Source organism: Rhizobium sp. SVR5-2C (assembly GCF_056755115.1).
On sequence record NZ_JBNDHT010000006.1, the window covers coordinates 1 to 14,626 of the forward strand.

Below are 14,626 nucleotides of genomic sequence, written 5' to 3' on the forward strand. Positions count from 1 at the left end.
TCGGGCTCATCTGCCGCAGCTTCTTCAGCTCGGCGTCGGCCTTTTCGCGCGCTTCCTTGGACAGCTTGGTCTTGGAGATGCGCTCCTCCAGTTCGGCCATCTCGTCGCGGCCTTCTTCGCCGTCGCCGAGCTCCTTCTGGATCGCCTTCATCTGCTCATTCAGGTAGTATTCGCGCTGGGTCTTCTCCATCTGGCGCTTGACGCGCGAGCGGATGCGCTTTTCAACCTGCAGAACCGAGATCTCGCCTTCCATGAAGCCGAGCGCCTTTTCGAGGCGGGTCTTGACGCTGGTGGTTTCCAGCATCTCCTGCTTCTCGGTGATCTTGATCGACAGGTGCGAGGCAACCGTATCGGCGAGCTTCGAGTAGTCGTCGATCTGGCTGGCGGCGCCGACCACTTCCGGCGATATCTTCTTGTTGAGCTTCACATAGCTCTCGAACTCGGACACGACGGAGCGGGACAACGCTTCCAGTTCGACCGGATCGTCGTGCGGCTCTTCGAGCACGTGACCGAGGGCTTCGTAAAAATCCTCGCGGCTTGTATAGGTATCAATCTCGGCGCGGGCGCGGCCCTCGACCAGCACCTTCACGGTGCCGTCAGGCAGCTTCAACAGCTGCAGAACGTTTGCAACCGTGCCGACATTATGAATAGCTGAAGGATCCGGATCGTCATCGCTGGCGTTGATCTGGGTGACCAGCATGATCTGCTTGTCGGAGCCCATGACCTCTTCCAGCGCACGGATCGACTTTTCCCGTCCGACGAACAGCGGCACGATCATATGGGGGAAGACCACGATGTCGCGCAGAGGCAAAACTGGATAGGCGGTGCTGCTCGCTACAGACGTTTTCTTCGTCATTCTTATTTCCTTTCCATCGTCCCGTTTCCGGGCTCTCTGGCACGGCCGCATGCGACCGGCCTGTGCTCTCACTTGGGTTACAAGTGGAGGCTCGGACTACGCTTTTCAAGCCACGCTAACGTCTGCATTCCACGGTTGTGATCAGGTCATGGAACGCCACAAGGAAGCGCATAACCGGGCCGGCACCTACTGCTTCCGGACCAGTTCATACAAGGCCGGGAACCGCTGCGGAATCATTCCATCATTGCCAACGACGGCACTTTACGCAACGTCAGCAAGCGCGTTTTTCAACCCTATCAGTAACTATTAACAGGAGCGTCGACCGTTTTTCAAATAGAAAGAGGCCTGCCGACGGCAAGCCCCTAAATCTACCCGAAGGAAACAGCAGTCATCAGGCCGAGGCGTTTGCCTTTTCGTCCTGCCGATCCGCATAGATGTACAGCGGACGGGCGGAGCCGCGGGCGACTTCCTCGGAAATGACGACCTCCCGGACGCCTTCCAGCGCCGGCAGTTCGAACATCGTATCGAGCAGGATCTTCTCCATGATCGAGCGAAGGCCGCGGGCACCCGTCTTGCGGATGATTGCCTTGCGGGCAATCTCGCGCAGAGCGTCCTCGTGGAAGGTCAGTTCCACATCCTCCATCTCGAACAGGCGCTGATACTGCTTGATGAGCGCGTTCTTCGGTTCCGACAGGATCTGGATCAGCGCATCCTCATCGAGGTCTTCGAGCGTTGCCAGAACCGGCAGACGGCCGATGAATTCCGGGATAAGGCCGAACTTCACCAGATCTTCCGGCTCGAGTTCGCGCAGCACTTCACCGACGCGGCGGTCGTCCGGCGCCTTGACGGTCGCGCCGAAACCGATCGAGGTCTTCTCGCCGCGGGCGGAGATGATCTTGTCGAGGCCTGCGAAGGCGCCGCCGCAGATGAACAGGATGTTCGTCGTGTCAACCTGCAGGAACTCCTGCTGCGGATGCTTGCGGCCGCCTTGCGGCGGGACGGAGGCAACCGTGCCTTCCATGATCTTCAGAAGCGCCTGCTGGACGCCCTCGCCCGACACGTCGCGGGTGATCGACGGATTGTCTGACTTGCGGGAAATCTTGTCGACTTCGTCGATGTAGACGATGCCGCGCTGGGCGCGCTCGACGTTGTAATCCGCGGCCTGCAGCAGCTTCAGGATGATGTTTTCGACGTCTTCGCCGACATAGCCGGCTTCGGTCAGCGTCGTGGCATCGGCCATGGTGAACGGAACGTCGATGATGCGGGCGAGCGTCTGGGCAAGATAGGTCTTGCCGCAGCCGGTCGGGCCGACCAGCATGATGTTCGACTTCGCCAGTTCGACTTCGCCGTTCTTGGAGGCGTGTGCGAGGCGCTTGTAGTGGTTGTGGACGGCGACCGACAGGATCTTCTTCGCCTGGCGCTGGCCGATCACGTATTCATCGAGAACCTTGATGATGTCCTGGGGCGTGGGAACGCCATCGCGGGACTTGACCATCGAGGATTTGTTTTCCTCACGGATGATATCCATGCACAGTTCGACGCATTCATCGCAGATGAAGACGGTCGGTCCGGCGATTAGCTTCCGGACTTCGTGCTGGCTCTTTCCGCAGAACGAACAATACAGGGTATTCTTGGAGTCGCCGCCGTTGCTGCCGCTGACCTTGCTCATATCACTTTCCTTCCAGCACGCCGCATTTCAAGGTGAAATCGCGGTCCACTCAATGGCCCGCCGGCCTGCTCCCACCGGAGCATCAGCCGGCCAAGGCTTAAGGGGGTAAGAACCGGTACCAAACCAAGCCGGTTCCGGCGGCAACGAACTCCCCTTCGAATGCCGAATGCTATGTCATGAAACTTCAACATAGCATTAATCGCCACTATTAGCGTCTTCGCTACCAGATGAAACCCTTAGTTCGATCACAATTGGGATAGAACTGTGGCAGCAAAAACACCATCCCTATTAATTACTATCCGTCTCACCTTCAATTTCGATGCGCGACGTCAAGACCTTGTCGATCACGCCCCAGCTTTGAGCTTCGTCGGCATCCATGAAGTGGTCGCGGTCGAGGGTCTTTTCAACTTCCTCGTAGGTGCGGCCCGTGTGCTTCACGTAAACCTCGTTCAGGCGACGCTTCATCTTCAGGATGTCGCGCGCATGGCGTTCGATATCGGACGCCTGGCCCTGGAAGCCGCCGGACGGCTGGTGAACCATGATGCGGGAATTCGGGGTCGCAAAGCGCATGTCCTTGTGGCCTGCGGCAAGAAGCAGGGAGCCCATCGAAGCCGCCTGACCGATGCAGAGCGTCGAAACGGCAGGCTTGATGAACTGCATCGTATCGTAGATCGCCATGCCGGCAGTGACGACGCCACCCGGCGAATTGATGTAAAGCGCGATTTCCTTCTTGGGGTTTTCTGCCTCGAGAAAGAGCAGCTGGGCGCAAACGAGCGTCGCCATATGGTCCTCGACCGCGCCCGTCAGGAAGATGATGCGTTCCTTCAGCAAGCGGGAATAGATGTCGTAGGAGCGTTCACCGCGATTGGTCTGTTCCACGACCATCGGCACGAGGGCCATAGCGGTATCGACTGGGTTTCTCATGTGCGTCCTTTGTCAACGTCTTGCCGGCAGGCGCCGGGAATCAAAGAAAATTGCCTCATCCCTACATAGAGTGTCCCTGCCCTCTTCTTCAAGACGCGCATAAGGATAACGTTAAGAAGCGGACCGGAGACAGGAAGAACGTATAGGGGGCTATCTCCTAACCGCCGCTTCACCGCGAGAGCCCCGCAAGAGCCAACACAGTTTTTGTCCGCGAGATGATTAACGAACCCCCAACGCGCTTCGGGCGCTTACCTTTTGGAAAGCCTAATGGCGAATATAGGGCAAACGATGCCCGCAATTAATCAACTGGCGACCTCCGGATGCGACAATGCCCCGCATTTAAGAGGTTTGCCGTGTTTAATGTCGCTACAGGATTATCGATCTGGTGTTCGGAAGCCATGACGCTGGCTTTGCTGCTGTTCATGGCATGGCGTCAAAACACCAGTAACAAAGCCTATCTTTATTGGGGCCTCGGCTTTCTGCTGAGCGGCAGCGGTTTTGCCTTGGTTGCGCTGCGCGGCGAAATTCCCGATATCCTATCGATCGACGCGGGCAATGCGATCGCACTACTTGGCCAGAGCGCCTGGATTGCGGGCTTCATGGCGCTCGACCGCAGGAAGATCGAATGGTGGGCGCTGCTGCCGCCCGCAATCTGGCTTGCCGGCGTGTATCTGCCATGGGTCTACGATGACTACGGCAATCGCGTCATTCTCTACAATCTTGCGTCGGCAACCGGCGCCACCGGCCTTGCCTTGGCCGTCTGCTTTCCCGGCGCGCGCGTCGAACGCACGCGTCACAAACTTGCGGCTGTTTTCATCATCCAGGCATGCCTCTGCTTCGCCGGGGCTGTGACGATCGCGGTGAGCGGAGCAAGCGACATGCAGGCGATCAACTATGGCGGCGCGGTTGCCATGGCGAGCGCCTTCCTGCTGACCATGGCCTTTGCCTTGACCTGCCGCCTGATCATGGACCGTTCAGAAAGGCATTTGCGCACTTTGAGCCTCACCGATTCACTGACCGGCGTCTGGAACCGCCGCGGGCTCTTCGCTCACTTCGACGCACTGCAGCAGAGGGCCCTTGCCGCGGAGCGCCAGATTGCCGTGCTGCTCTTCGACCTCGATCACTTCAAACGCATCAACGACCGCTTCGGTCATCAGGCAGGCGATGCCGTCCTTTCCGCTTTCGCCAGAACAGCGCGCCAGTTCGTGCCGAACAAGGTCTTCGGCCGCATGGGCGGCGAAGAATTCGCGGCCTTCGCAATGGTTTCGGACCAAACGGAAGCCGAGGCGCTTGCCGAGTCCATCCGTGCCGAATTCTGCCGTTTGCCGATTACGACCCCCGAGGCGATCGTGCCAGCCACCGTCAGCATCGGCATTGCCATCAGTTCCGCCGCCGACGCCAACATGGACAGGCTGATCTCCGCCGCCGATCGCGCGCTTTATGCGGCGAAGGCTGCCGGCCGCAATTGCAGCGTCGTTTTCGGCGCCGAGGAAGCTGCCGCCCCTCCTTCGGCTGAAACGGACAAGAATGCCGGCGAATTGGTGCCGACGGTGGATGACCAGGTAGACGCGCTTCGGCGGATAGGTGCGTTCGCCCGGGCCAGCTGATTTCTGGTTTTCTGATCCATCTTTCCGGGGCCAGGCAAATCCGCTAAGCCTCGCAGGATGATGATAGCGCCGTTCCTCTCGATCGATCCCGTCACGCGCCGCGTCTCGCTCGACAGCAGCGATCCGGCTTTCTATGGCAATCCGAACGCGGTCTATGCGGCACTTCACAGCCATTGCCCGACCTTCTACTGGGAACAGCAAAAGCAGTGGTTCTTCACCGGCTACGACCATGTGAACGGATTGCTGCGCGACCGCCGCTTCGGTCGCCAGATCCTGCATATTGCGACACGCGACGAACTCGGCCTTCCCGAGTCTGAGCAGCATCTCTCCAACTTCGATCTCGCGGAGCGCTACTCGCTGCTCGAACTTGAGCCGCCGGAGCACACGCGGCTTCGCACACTCGTGAACCGCGCCTTCGTCTCGCGCCATGTCGAGAAAATGAAGCCGGAGCTTGCGGAGCTCGCAAACAAGCTCATCGACGGCTTCAAGGACAAGGGCGAGGTCGAGCTGCTTTCCGCCTTCGCCGACATCATCCCGGTTACGATGATCGCCCGCATGATCGGCATCCCGGAAGAGACGGGGCCGCAGCTTCTCGCCTGGTCACACGCCTATATCCGCATGTACCTGTTCGGCCGCACGCGCGAGGATGAGGATGGCGCCGAGCGGGCGGCCAAGGAATTTTCCGATTATGTGAAAACGGTGATCGCCGAACGCCGTGCCGAACCGCGCGATGATCTGCTGACGCACATGATCCACACGGAGCACAAGGGCCAGTACCTGACAGAGGACGAGCTCGTCTCGACCACGATCGTGCTGCTCAATGCCGGGCATGAGGCGACCGTTCACCAAATCGGCAACTCGGTCCGCGTCATCCTGGACAGCGGCTATGATCCTGCCGAACTGTTCAAGGATGAAGCGACGACGGAGCGTACCGTCGAGGAAACACTTCGCATCTGCGCGCCGGTTCATATCTTTCAGCGCTGGGCTTTGGAGCCAGCCGAAATCGACGGCATTTCATTCAAGCGCGGCGACAAGGTGAGCATGATCCTCGCTGCCGCCAATCTTGACCCGTCGAAATTCAGTGATCCGCTGGCCTTCAAGCCGGATCGGAACGAGGCAGCGAACCTTTCATTCGGCGCCGGCATCCATTTCTGTATCGGCGCACCGCTGGCAAGGCTCGAACTCAATGTCGTGCTGCCGATCCTTTTCGAGCGGCTGCCGGGCCTCAGGATGGCTAAGCCACCGACGGTGAAGGACGTCTACCACTTCCATGGACTCGACCGGCTTGACCTTGCCTGGTGACGTCTATCGCGGGCTAGTCCGCGACCGCTGCGATTTCACTGGAGTTGGAGATTTCGCGCAAAAGCTTGCGGTAGATCGCCGCCGAATATTGCTCCGGCGCCGCGACCGCCTCTGCAAAAGCGCCCGGCCCACCGATCACCTCACGCCTGAAATAGGCAATCAGGTCCTCCGGTGCGATGGCCTCCTCCTCTCCGCCCTGCATTGCGTCATACACAATGGGCAACGCATTTATGGTGATGCCGTTCGCGAGCACGCCGGCGCGCACGGGTTCGACTTCGAGTCCCTTGTTATTCACCCCATCGCCGGAGATGTTGATGAGCGAGCGTGTCGCGTCGTAACCGCTGAAGCGGATCAGATAATCGGCGTAGGAGAGTATGCCGCTGATGGAGGTGCCCTGGCGTATCTTCGCCGGCGAGTTCGCTTCAAGCTTCAGCGAGAATAGCCAGGCGTCCGCCTCATTGGCGATGATCGTCCAAGGCACGACGACCCTCCTTTGCCCGTCTCCGCCCCACTCGACATAGGTGACCGCGATCCGGCCATTCCTGCCTCCTGTGATCGCCTCGATGATTTCCGGGCGGCGGAAGGCATTGGCGAAGCCCTGCTGCTGCAGCGCTTTTTCCTGCGCATCCATCGATGTCGATACGTCGGCAGCGATCACCAATTGCAGATCCACGAGGTCGCCTGCCCGGGCGGGAAAACAACTCGCATTGGCAATCAGAAGACCGGCAAGCCACTTCGTAGCTATCCGGCGGCGTCCCCTGCATGCTCGCTTTCGAACCGGCATGTGCCCCTCCCGAAATGCGTTTGTGAAATGCATGAAAAACGCGCACGAAAGACGTCCGGCGCGACGATCGCGCCGGCGACGGCTGTCTAAATGTTAGAAAAGCGACCCACCTTAAATTAGCTAAATATAATATAATCGGCAAGAACCATTTTCCTGCCCTCAACGCCGTACTACTCCAGAATTAGCTCGCCTGGATGGTAGAGACGCAAGAATCCTCCAGAGAAATCTTGCGTTAACTACCCTTCGACAGCCTTTCCTCAACCGTAGCGGCCGGTGATGTAGTCTTCGGTGCGCTTGTTCTTTGGGGCCTGGAATATCTGCGACGTAGGACCGTACTCCACGAGCTCACCGAGATACATGAAGGCAGTGTTATCGGAGATGCGGCTCGCCTGTTGCATGTTGTGGGTGACGATGACGATGGTGAAATCGGTCTTCAGCTGCGCAACCAGTTCCTCGACCTTCGCCGTCGAGATCGGGTCGAGTGCCGAGGTGGGTTCGTCGAGGAGCAGGACTTCCGGCCGAAGGGCAACGGCACGGGCGATGCAGAGACGCTGCTGCTGGCCCCCGGAAAGGCCAAGGCCGCTTCCCTTCAGCTTGTCCTTCACTTCTTCCCACAGGGCAGCCTGCCGCAGCGCCTGTTCGACGCGCACGTCCATCTCCGCCTTGGAGATGCGCTCGTGGTGACGGATGCCGTAGGCGATGTTGTCATAGATCGACATCGGGAACGGCACGGGCTTCTGGAACACCATGCCGACGCGGGCGCGCAGCTCATTCATCGAGAAGCCCGGTTCGAGGATGTTGTGTCCGTCGAGCTTGACCGAACCGGTGGCGCGCATCTTCGGATAGAGCATGTAGATGCGGTTCAGGATACGCAGCAGCGTGGACTTGCCGCAGCCGGACGGACCGATCAGAGCCGAGACCTGCCGCTCCGGAAAGTTGAGGCTCACATCGCGGATCGCATGCGTATCGCCGTAGAAGAAGTTGACGCTTTCCAGCGCGAGCTTGTCGGTTGCCAGCGGATTTGTTGCCCGGCGGGCGTCGAAGGATTGGGATGACTGCATCTTCATTTGCCACCTTTGCGATTCAGAACGGTGCGTGAGACCACGCTCAGAACAAGGACGACCGCCGTCATGACAAAGGCACCGGCCCAGGCGAGCGCATGCCATTCGTCATAAGGGCTCATGGCGTATTGGAAGATGACGACAGGAATGTTCGCCATCGGCTCGGACATGTCCGTGCTCCAGTACTGATTGTTCAGCGCGGTGAAAAGGAGCGGCGCCGTTTCGCCGGAAATGCGAGCAACGGCGAGCAGCACACCGGTCAGGATGCCTGCGGCGGCAGCGCGATAGAGCACGTTGACCGTCACCTTCCAGCGCGGGATGCCGAGCGAAAGCGCTGCCTCGCGCATGACGTCCGGCACCAGCCGCAGCATCTCGTCCGTGGTGCGGACGACGACGGGCAGGAAGATGAAAGCGAGCGCGATGCCGCCGGCATAGCCCGAAAAATGCCCCGTCTGACGCACGACGACCTCATAAACGAAGAGACCGATGATGATCGACGGTGCGGAAAGCAGGATATCGTTCACGAAGCGGATGAGGTCGCCGATCTTCTTGCCGCGGCTGTATTCCGCGAGATAGGTGCCGGCCAGAATACCGATCGGCGTGCCAATGACGACAGCGAGCAGGACGATCATCAAGCTGCCCATGAAGGCATTGGCGAGGCCGCCGTCTTCGCCCGGCGGCGGCGTCATTTCAGTGATGAGCTTCGGGCTCAGCGCCTCCAAGCCATTGAGGAGCGTCGTCCACAAGATCCAGACGAGAAATACGAGGCCGATGAGCGTCGCAAGTGTCGCAAGCGTCAACGCGATTGCGCTCTTTGCTTGCCGGTAGCGATAAAGCGAGCTGGAAACGGCCATGCTCATTCCCCCTTCTGTTTCGCAATGCGCAGCAGCATCAGCTTTGCCATGGCAAGGACAATGAAGGTGACGACGAAAAGGATGAAACCGAGCGCGATCAGCGACGACAGGTAGATGTCGGTATCGGCTTCCGTGAATTCGTTGGCGATCGCGGCGGCGATCGAGTTGCCGGGCTCCATCAGCGAGATAGCGATATTGTGCGTGTTGCCGAGCACGAAGGTGACGGCCATGGTCTCGCCGAGTGCCCGGCCGAGGCCGAGAAAAATACCGCCAACGACGGCTGTGCGCGTATGCGGAATGACGATATCGCGCACGACCTCCCACCGGGTCGAGCCCAGGGCATAAGCCGATTCCTTGAGTTGCGCCGGGACGACGAGGAAGACGTCGCGCATGACCGAAGAAATGTAGGGGATGATCATGATCGCCAGCACAATGCCGGAGGTCAGCATGCCGATGCCCATCGGCGCTCCGGAAAAGAGCAGGCCAATGACCGGCAACGGGCCGAGCCAGTCGATCAATGCCGGCTGGATGTAATCCGACATGAAAGGCGCGAAGGTGAAGAGCCCCCACATGCCGTAGATGATGCTGGGGATGCCGGCCAGCAGCTCGATTGCGCCGCCGATCGGGCCTCGCAACCAGCGCGGTGCGACTTCCGTGACGAAGACGGCAATGCCGAGACTGATCGGAACGCCGATGATCATCGCGAGCGCCGAAGTGACCAGGGTGCCGTAAATCGGCACGAGACCGGCGAAGTGCTGCGCGACAGGATCCCATTCCGTGCCGGTGATGAAACCGAAACCGAAGGTGCGGAAGGCAGGAAGCCCGCCCCATGCCATGGAGATCGCGGCTGCCAGCAGGGCCGCGAGAACGAACAGGCCGCAGCCCATCACGATCCATGAGAAAATGCGGTCGCCGGTCCGGCCGTCACGCCGCTTCGCGCCCACGTTTGCCGCGGGCAGCGATGCCAATGCTTCGCTCATATTAACACTCGACTTGCTTTTGAGGGGGCTTCAAAGGCAATGGGGCGAGAGCCACGCTCCCGCCCCGATAATGGTCGGCTCAGCCCTTGAAGGAGGCAGTCCAGTAGTCTTCGATTTGCTTGACCAGGGTCGCCGGCAGCGGCACGTAGTCGAGCGAAGAAGCTTCCTTCTGGCCGTTTTCAAGCGCCCACTTGAAGAAGGCGAAGGCAGCCTTGGAGCGAGCGGCGTCCTTCGGCTCCTTGTACATGATCGCCCAGGTGGTTGCCGTTACCGGCCAGGCCTTTTCGCCTGGAGCGTTGGTCATGATCAGGTAGAAGTCCTGAGCCTTGGCCCATTCGGCGCTGGCAGCAGCAGCCGAGAAGCTTTCAGCATTCGGCTTCGGGTACTGGCCGGCGGCGTTCTGAAGCAGAGCGTAGGGCAGCTTGTTCTGCAGGGCGTAGGCGTATTCGACGTAGCCGATCGAGTCCTTGACGCGGGTCACGTAAGCAGCGACGCCTTCGTTGCCCTTGCCGCCGATGCCGACCGGCCAGTTGACGGCGGTGCCTTCACCGACCTTGGACTTCCAATCCGGGTTGACCTTGGAGAGGAAGTTCGTCCAGTTGAACGAGGTGCCCGAGCCGTCCGAACGGTGGACGACGGCGATCTGCGAATCGGGCAGCTTCAGGCCGGGGTTGAGGTCGGCGATGGCCTTGTCGTTCCACTTGGTGACGTTGCCGAGATAGATGTCGGCGAGAACCTTGCCCGTCAGCTTCAGCTGGCCGGTCTTGATGCCCTTGACGTTGATGACCGGAACGATGCCGCCAACGACGAGCGGGAACTGGCCGAAGCCACCGGCCGTCAGGTCTTCAGGCTTCAGCGGCGCGTCGGAGGCGCCGAAATCGACGGTCGCAGCCTTGATCTGGGCGATACCGCCACCCGAACCGATCGACTGATAGTTCAGCTTGTCGCCGGTCTGCTTGTTGTAGTCAGCCGACCACTTGGACAGGACCGGATAAACGAAAGTAGAGCCGGCGCCGGTGATGTCGGCGGCGGAAGCGGAGACTGCGAAAACGGCAGCCAGGCCCGCACCGAGGCAGGCAGAAAGAAGTTTCTTGGTGAGCATTTAATCTCTTCCTGAATAGCACAAAACAACGGCGAGAGCGCTCCATGGAGGGGCTATCCACTTGTCTGGAGCGCCGAAATTCCCGCCATAATAGGCGGGCTAGGCGCTCTACATTACAGTTTGATGACGGTTCGATGACAGCGGCACGACGGTTCGGCGAGCCGACCTACCCTTAGGTCGAGAAATCAAAGGCTTAGCGACAAACGATTGGAAACATTACAAAACTTTAATGTGGGACTGCCTTGGTTTTGCCATACCGAAAGGGGGCGAAGGTGCCGGGAAGAGACCGCGGCGCTCAGGCGTCAGGACCGCTCCGCGCGGCAGCCAGCTCCAGCCAGGTGCGCGCAGCGTCGGACATGTAGGAGCCGCGCCGCCATATCCAGGCCATGTGCCAGGCCATCGCCGGCGCGGTGACGGCGACGTGGCGCACGCGGCCGTGCACCCGCTTCTCGGCGATGAAGCGCGGCAGGAAACCAATACCGAGGCCGGAGGCCACCAGCTCGACGATGAAGGTAATCTGGCTGGAGCGGGCAGCGATCGCCGGCGGGGAGCCCGCCATGCGGCAGGCATCCAGAATCATCGGGTTCAGCGCAAAGCCAGTGTCGAACAGGATGAAGGGCATGTCCTTCAGCGCCGCCAGTTCGATTTCGCCGGCGTCAGCCAGCGGGTGGTCGACGGGAAGGAGCACGTCCATCGGATCGTTGCGGACATCCTGCCATTCGAACTCGTCGGGCACCGGGAGAAGCGATACTCCGAGATCGACCTCGCCGCTGCGCACGAGTTCCTCCAGCCGCTTGCTTCCGTGCTCGGCGAGCTGGATCTCGATGCCCGGATAGCGTTTCCTGTAGACCGCAAAGAGAGGCGCGAACAGCGCGTCGCTGCCAATCGGCGGAAGTCCGAGCCGCAGCCTCCCCCGTCTCAGGCCACGCAGCTCCGCCAATTCGGAAACCAGGTCGCTCTGCTCCGCAAGCATTTGGAGTGCGCGCCGGTAGACGATGTCGCCTGCCGCCGTCAGGCTGGAGCGATGGCCGATCCTGTCGAGCAGAAGAACGCCGAGCTCGTCCTCCAGCTGCTTCACCGCCTTGCTGACGGCCGATTGAGTCAGGAAGACCGTCCTTGCCGCCTGGGAGAAGCCTCCCTGGCGCACCACCTCGACAAATATCCTCAGCGTCCGCAATTCCACGTCCATTCCAATATGGACTTATTTGTATTCAATCAATTCATTTTTCTCATGGATCGGCCGGCTTTATATGCATGGTGCAGTTTTTAGAGAACGCAGCCATGTCCCTTGTTCGAACCGCCTCCATTACCCGTCTACGGGAGGGCCGCCTCCTCCAGATCGGCCTGATCATGACCTTCTGGTTAACCGGGGAAGCATTCGCCCACATCTCGGGCATACCGGTTCCCGGCAGCGTCATCGGACTGTTTCTTGTGCTTGCGCTGCTTGCCGCCGGATGGATCAAACCCGCCGCCATGCGCCGGGGCGCGCAGTGGTTCATGGCGGAAATGCTGCTGTTCTTCATTCCGGCCGTGCTTGCCGTGCTCGACCATCGCGAGTTCCTCGGACTCCTCGGCCTGAAGGTCCTTGCCGTCATCGTAACGGGAACGCTCGTCGTCATGGGTACGACGGCGCTTGCCGTGGAGCTTGTCCTGCAGCTGACGGCGGCCCGCGGAGGCCCCGATGATCTCTGAGGCCGCCCCTTCGCTGCTGCTCGCCGCCTTCTGGTCCGCGATCACCATTGCGCTCTACTTTTTCGCCAAGGCGGCTTATCGGCGCTGGCCGCGTCTGTGGCTGTCGCCACTTGTCTTCGCACCCGCCCTCCTCATCATCCTTGCCGTCGTGATGCGCGAAACCTATGCCGACTACATCCGCTCCACCCACTGGCTGGTGATGCTGCTCGGCCCTGCGACCGTTGCCTTCGCCGTCCCGATCTACGAACAGCGGGCGACGATCCGGCGTTACTGGCCGGCGCTCGCGCTCGGTGTCACCGTCGGCAGCGGCGTCGCGGTGGGCTCCGCCTGGGCGCTTGCGAGCCTCCTCAGCCTCGAGGGCAACCTGCGGCTCAGCCTACTGGCGCGCTCGGTCAGCACGCCCTTCGCCATGACGGTTTCGGCCGACATCGGCGGTGTGCCGGACCTGACCGCCGTCTTCGTCATCATCACCGGCGTCCTCGGCGCAGCCCTCGGCGAGACCCTGCTGCGTGTCCTGCCGCTGAGATCGGCGCTCTCGCGCGGCGCACTGCTCGGCATGGGAGCGCACGGCGCAGGCGTTGCCAAGGCGCAGCAGATCGGCGCCGAGGAAGGCACGATCGCCGGTCTCGTCATGGTGCTGGTCGGACTGGTGAACGTTCTCGCGGCACCGCTGCTCAGCTTGCTGCTTCGTTAGTCAGATGCGGATCACATAATCCTTGCGAGTCGTTTCAACGACTTCCCAGGTTCCCTTGAAGCCCGGTCTCAGGATCATCCGGTCGCCCGCCTTGAGATGGACGGGCTCGCCGCCATCCTCGGTAACGATGGAGTGGCCGGAGAGAATGCAGAAATATTCCCACTCGTCGTAGGCGATGCGCCATTTGCCGGGCGTCGCTTCCCAGATGCCGGCATAGAGGCCGCCTTCGGCCTCCTCCAGGTTCCAGGTGCGGAATTGCGGATCGCCGGCAATGATGCGGTCGGCAGCGGGCGCTCCCACTTCGGGTTCGACAGCCTCGATATCAAAGACAATCTTGTGCGGCATGAGTTCTCCTACCGGGCGGACGTCAGAAGCTTCATGCCGAAGCCCATGAAGATGACACCGGCCATGGCATCGATACCGCGGCGGCCCCGCGCATAGGCTCCGGCGACCGCGGGGTTGCGCAGGATCGTGAACACGAAGGCGTACCACAGCGAGGAGACGAGAACCATGGTCGCGACCGACAGGGCACCGTGCAGCCAGGAGTGCTCGGCAGGCAGCGTTGCCGCAAAGAGACTGGCGACGAAGAAGGCCGATTTCGGGTTCGCAAGATTGGTGACGAAGCCGGAATAGAAGGCCTGCTTCGTGCCGATTGCCGGACGCGTGGCTGGCTCACCGGAGGAACCTGCATTCGTATACGTCTTCCAGAGGAGCTTTGCGCCGAGCCAAAGCAGATAGGCGCCACCGGCAATCTTCAGGAAGAGATAGGCAAAGGGCGCGGCCGCGAACAATGCGCTGATGCCGAGCCAGCCGGCCAGTCCCCAGCAGAAGGTGCCGAGGATGACGCCCGCAATAACGGCTACCGCCGCACTCCGAGACCCCTCCAGCGCCGTTCTGACGACGATGAAGAAATTCGGACCCGGCGTCATGGCGGCAACGGCCCAGATGGCTGCAACGGAAAACAGGAACATAAGAAAGGCGGCCTTTCCAGGAAATCGACTACGGCTCGGAGCTTAGAGGCTTCCGACGCCCCGGCCAAGAGCGACTACTCGAGGTCGGCAATGATACCCCGCACGTTCCTCCATGCCGATCGGTTGAGGA

15 protein-coding genes are annotated in these 14,626 nt (G+C 60.6%); 4 read left to right on the forward strand and 11 right to left on the reverse strand.

Annotated features, from left to right (window positions below; all coding sequences use genetic code 11):
* From ACPYOI_RS02890 to clpP, 3 genes are all read right to left on the reverse strand, one after another.
* Positions 1–856: LON peptidase substrate-binding domain-containing protein (locus tag ACPYOI_RS02890; protein WP_481422524.1), on the reverse strand; the 856-nt coding region annotated here is incomplete at its 3' end.
* A gap of 391 nt (positions 857–1,247) precedes the next feature.
* Positions 1,248–2,525: an ATP-dependent Clp protease ATP-binding subunit ClpX gene (gene clpX / locus ACPYOI_RS02895; RefSeq protein ID WP_018857068.1), complete on the reverse strand. Its 1,278-nt coding sequence runs from the start codon at positions 2,523–2,525 to the stop codon at positions 1,248–1,250.
* A 288-nt stretch (positions 2,526–2,813) separates the two neighbouring features.
* A complete protein-coding gene (clpP, locus tag ACPYOI_RS02900; RefSeq protein WP_481418339.1) occupies positions 2,814–3,449 on the reverse strand; it encodes an ATP-dependent Clp endopeptidase proteolytic subunit ClpP in 636 nt (211 codons plus the stop codon).
* Between the two features lie 353 nt (positions 3,450–3,802).
* On the opposite strand from clpP, the gene ACPYOI_RS02905 reads away from it, so the two are divergent.
* Positions 3,803–5,056: a GGDEF domain-containing protein gene (locus ACPYOI_RS02905; protein ID WP_481418340.1), complete on the forward strand. Its 1,254-nt coding sequence runs from the start codon at positions 3,803–3,805 to the stop codon at positions 5,054–5,056.
* 57 nt (positions 5,057–5,113) lie between these two features.
* Positions 5,114–6,358 (forward strand): cytochrome P450, encoded by a 1,245-nt coding sequence (locus tag ACPYOI_RS02910; protein ID WP_481418341.1) that lies wholly within the window; start codon positions 5,114–5,116, stop codon positions 6,356–6,358.
* A gap of 13 nt (positions 6,359–6,371) precedes the next feature.
* Here the strand turns inward: ACPYOI_RS02910 and ACPYOI_RS02915 are convergent, their stop codons facing one another.
* The 6 genes from ACPYOI_RS02915 to ACPYOI_RS02940 all read right to left on the reverse strand — a co-directional run bounded on the left by ACPYOI_RS02915 (position 6,372) and on the right by ACPYOI_RS02940 (position 12,322).
* Positions 6,372–7,142 carry a DUF1194 domain-containing protein gene (locus ACPYOI_RS02915; protein WP_481418342.1) on the reverse strand — a complete coding sequence of 257 codons (771 nt, stop codon included), beginning with the start codon at positions 7,140–7,142 and terminating at the stop codon, positions 6,372–6,374.
* Between the two features lie 257 nt (positions 7,143–7,399).
* Positions 7,400–8,203 (reverse strand): phosphate ABC transporter ATP-binding protein PstB, encoded by an 804-nt coding sequence (gene pstB, locus ACPYOI_RS02920; protein WP_481418343.1) that lies wholly within the window; start codon positions 8,201–8,203, stop codon positions 7,400–7,402.
* 2 nt (positions 8,204–8,205) lie between these two features.
* Positions 8,206–9,057, reverse strand: coding sequence for a phosphate ABC transporter permease PstA (gene pstA / locus ACPYOI_RS02925; RefSeq protein WP_481418344.1), 852 nt, complete (start codon positions 9,055–9,057; stop codon positions 8,206–8,208).
* Between the two features lie 2 nt (positions 9,058–9,059).
* Positions 9,060–10,037 (reverse strand): phosphate ABC transporter permease subunit PstC, encoded by a 978-nt coding sequence (pstC, locus tag ACPYOI_RS02930; protein ID WP_481418345.1) that lies wholly within the window; start codon positions 10,035–10,037, stop codon positions 9,060–9,062.
* Between the two features lie 79 nt (positions 10,038–10,116).
* Positions 10,117–11,139, reverse strand: coding sequence for a phosphate ABC transporter substrate-binding protein PstS (pstS, locus tag ACPYOI_RS02935; RefSeq protein ID WP_168829182.1), 1,023 nt, complete (start codon positions 11,137–11,139; stop codon positions 10,117–10,119).
* A gap of 295 nt (positions 11,140–11,434) precedes the next feature.
* Positions 11,435–12,322: a LysR family transcriptional regulator gene (locus ACPYOI_RS02940; RefSeq protein ID WP_481418346.1), complete on the reverse strand. Its 888-nt coding sequence runs from the start codon at positions 12,320–12,322 to the stop codon at positions 11,435–11,437.
* 98 nt (positions 12,323–12,420) lie between these two features.
* On the opposite strand from ACPYOI_RS02940, the gene ACPYOI_RS02945 reads away from it, so the two are divergent.
* Together ACPYOI_RS02945 and ACPYOI_RS02950 are read left to right on the forward strand one after the other, a co-directional pair.
* A complete protein-coding gene (locus ACPYOI_RS02945) occupies positions 12,421–12,831 on the forward strand; it encodes a CidA/LrgA family protein (protein ID WP_481418347.1) in 411 nt (136 codons plus the stop codon).
* Positions 12,821–13,525 (forward strand): LrgB family protein, encoded by a 705-nt coding sequence (locus tag ACPYOI_RS02950; RefSeq protein WP_481418348.1) that lies wholly within the window; start codon positions 12,821–12,823, stop codon positions 13,523–13,525. The genes ACPYOI_RS02945 and ACPYOI_RS02950 overlap by 11 nt, the downstream gene beginning before the upstream one ends.
* On the opposite strand, the gene ACPYOI_RS02955 is transcribed toward ACPYOI_RS02950, so the two are convergent.
* Both ACPYOI_RS02955 and ACPYOI_RS02960 read right to left on the reverse strand, forming a co-directional pair.
* Positions 13,526–13,870 (reverse strand): cupin domain-containing protein, encoded by a 345-nt coding sequence (locus ACPYOI_RS02955; protein ID WP_481418349.1) that lies wholly within the window; start codon positions 13,868–13,870, stop codon positions 13,526–13,528.
* Positions 13,871–13,878: 8 nt separating this feature from the next.
* Positions 13,879–14,496, reverse strand: coding sequence for a LysE family transporter (locus ACPYOI_RS02960; protein WP_481422525.1), 618 nt, complete (start codon positions 14,494–14,496; stop codon positions 13,879–13,881).
* Positions 14,497–14,626: the final 130 nt, after the last annotated feature.

What these genes read in the sequence shown, in the direction of transcription:
- clpP (WP_481418339.1), bottom strand. Translation starts at nt 3,449, where the DNA reads ATGAGAAACCCAGTCGATACCGCTATGGCCCTCGTGCCGATGGTCGTG.
- ACPYOI_RS02945 (WP_481418347.1), top strand. Translation starts at nt 12,421, where the DNA reads ATGTCCCTTGTTCGAACCGCCTCCATTACCCGTCTACGGGAGGGCCGC.
- ACPYOI_RS02915 (WP_481418342.1), bottom strand. Translation starts at nt 7,142, where the DNA reads ATGCCGGTTCGAAAGCGAGCATGCAGGGGACGCCGCCGGATAGCTACG.
- pstB (WP_481418343.1), bottom strand. Translation starts at nt 8,203, where the DNA reads ATGCAGTCATCCCAATCCTTCGACGCCCGCCGGGCAACAAATCCGCTG.
- ACPYOI_RS02910 (WP_481418341.1), top strand. Translation starts at nt 5,114, where the DNA reads ATGATGATAGCGCCGTTCCTCTCGATCGATCCCGTCACGCGCCGCGTC.
- ACPYOI_RS02955 (WP_481418349.1), bottom strand. Translation starts at nt 13,870, where the DNA reads ATGCCGCACAAGATTGTCTTTGATATCGAGGCTGTCGAACCCGAAGTG.
- clpX (WP_018857068.1), bottom strand. Translation starts at nt 2,525, where the DNA reads ATGAGCAAGGTCAGCGGCAGCAACGGCGGCGACTCCAAGAATACCCTG.
- pstC (WP_481418345.1), bottom strand. Translation starts at nt 10,037, where the DNA reads ATGAGCGAAGCATTGGCATCGCTGCCCGCGGCAAACGTGGGCGCGAAG.
- pstS (WP_168829182.1), bottom strand. Translation starts at nt 11,139, where the DNA reads ATGCTCACCAAGAAACTTCTTTCTGCCTGCCTCGGTGCGGGCCTGGCT.
- ACPYOI_RS02950 (WP_481418348.1), top strand. Translation starts at nt 12,821, where the DNA reads ATGATCTCTGAGGCCGCCCCTTCGCTGCTGCTCGCCGCCTTCTGGTCC.
- ACPYOI_RS02960 (WP_481422525.1), bottom strand. Translation starts at nt 14,496, where the DNA reads ATGTTCCTGTTTTCCGTTGCAGCCATCTGGGCCGTTGCCGCCATGACG.
- pstA (WP_481418344.1), bottom strand. Translation starts at nt 9,057, where the DNA reads ATGGCCGTTTCCAGCTCGCTTTATCGCTACCGGCAAGCAAAGAGCGCA.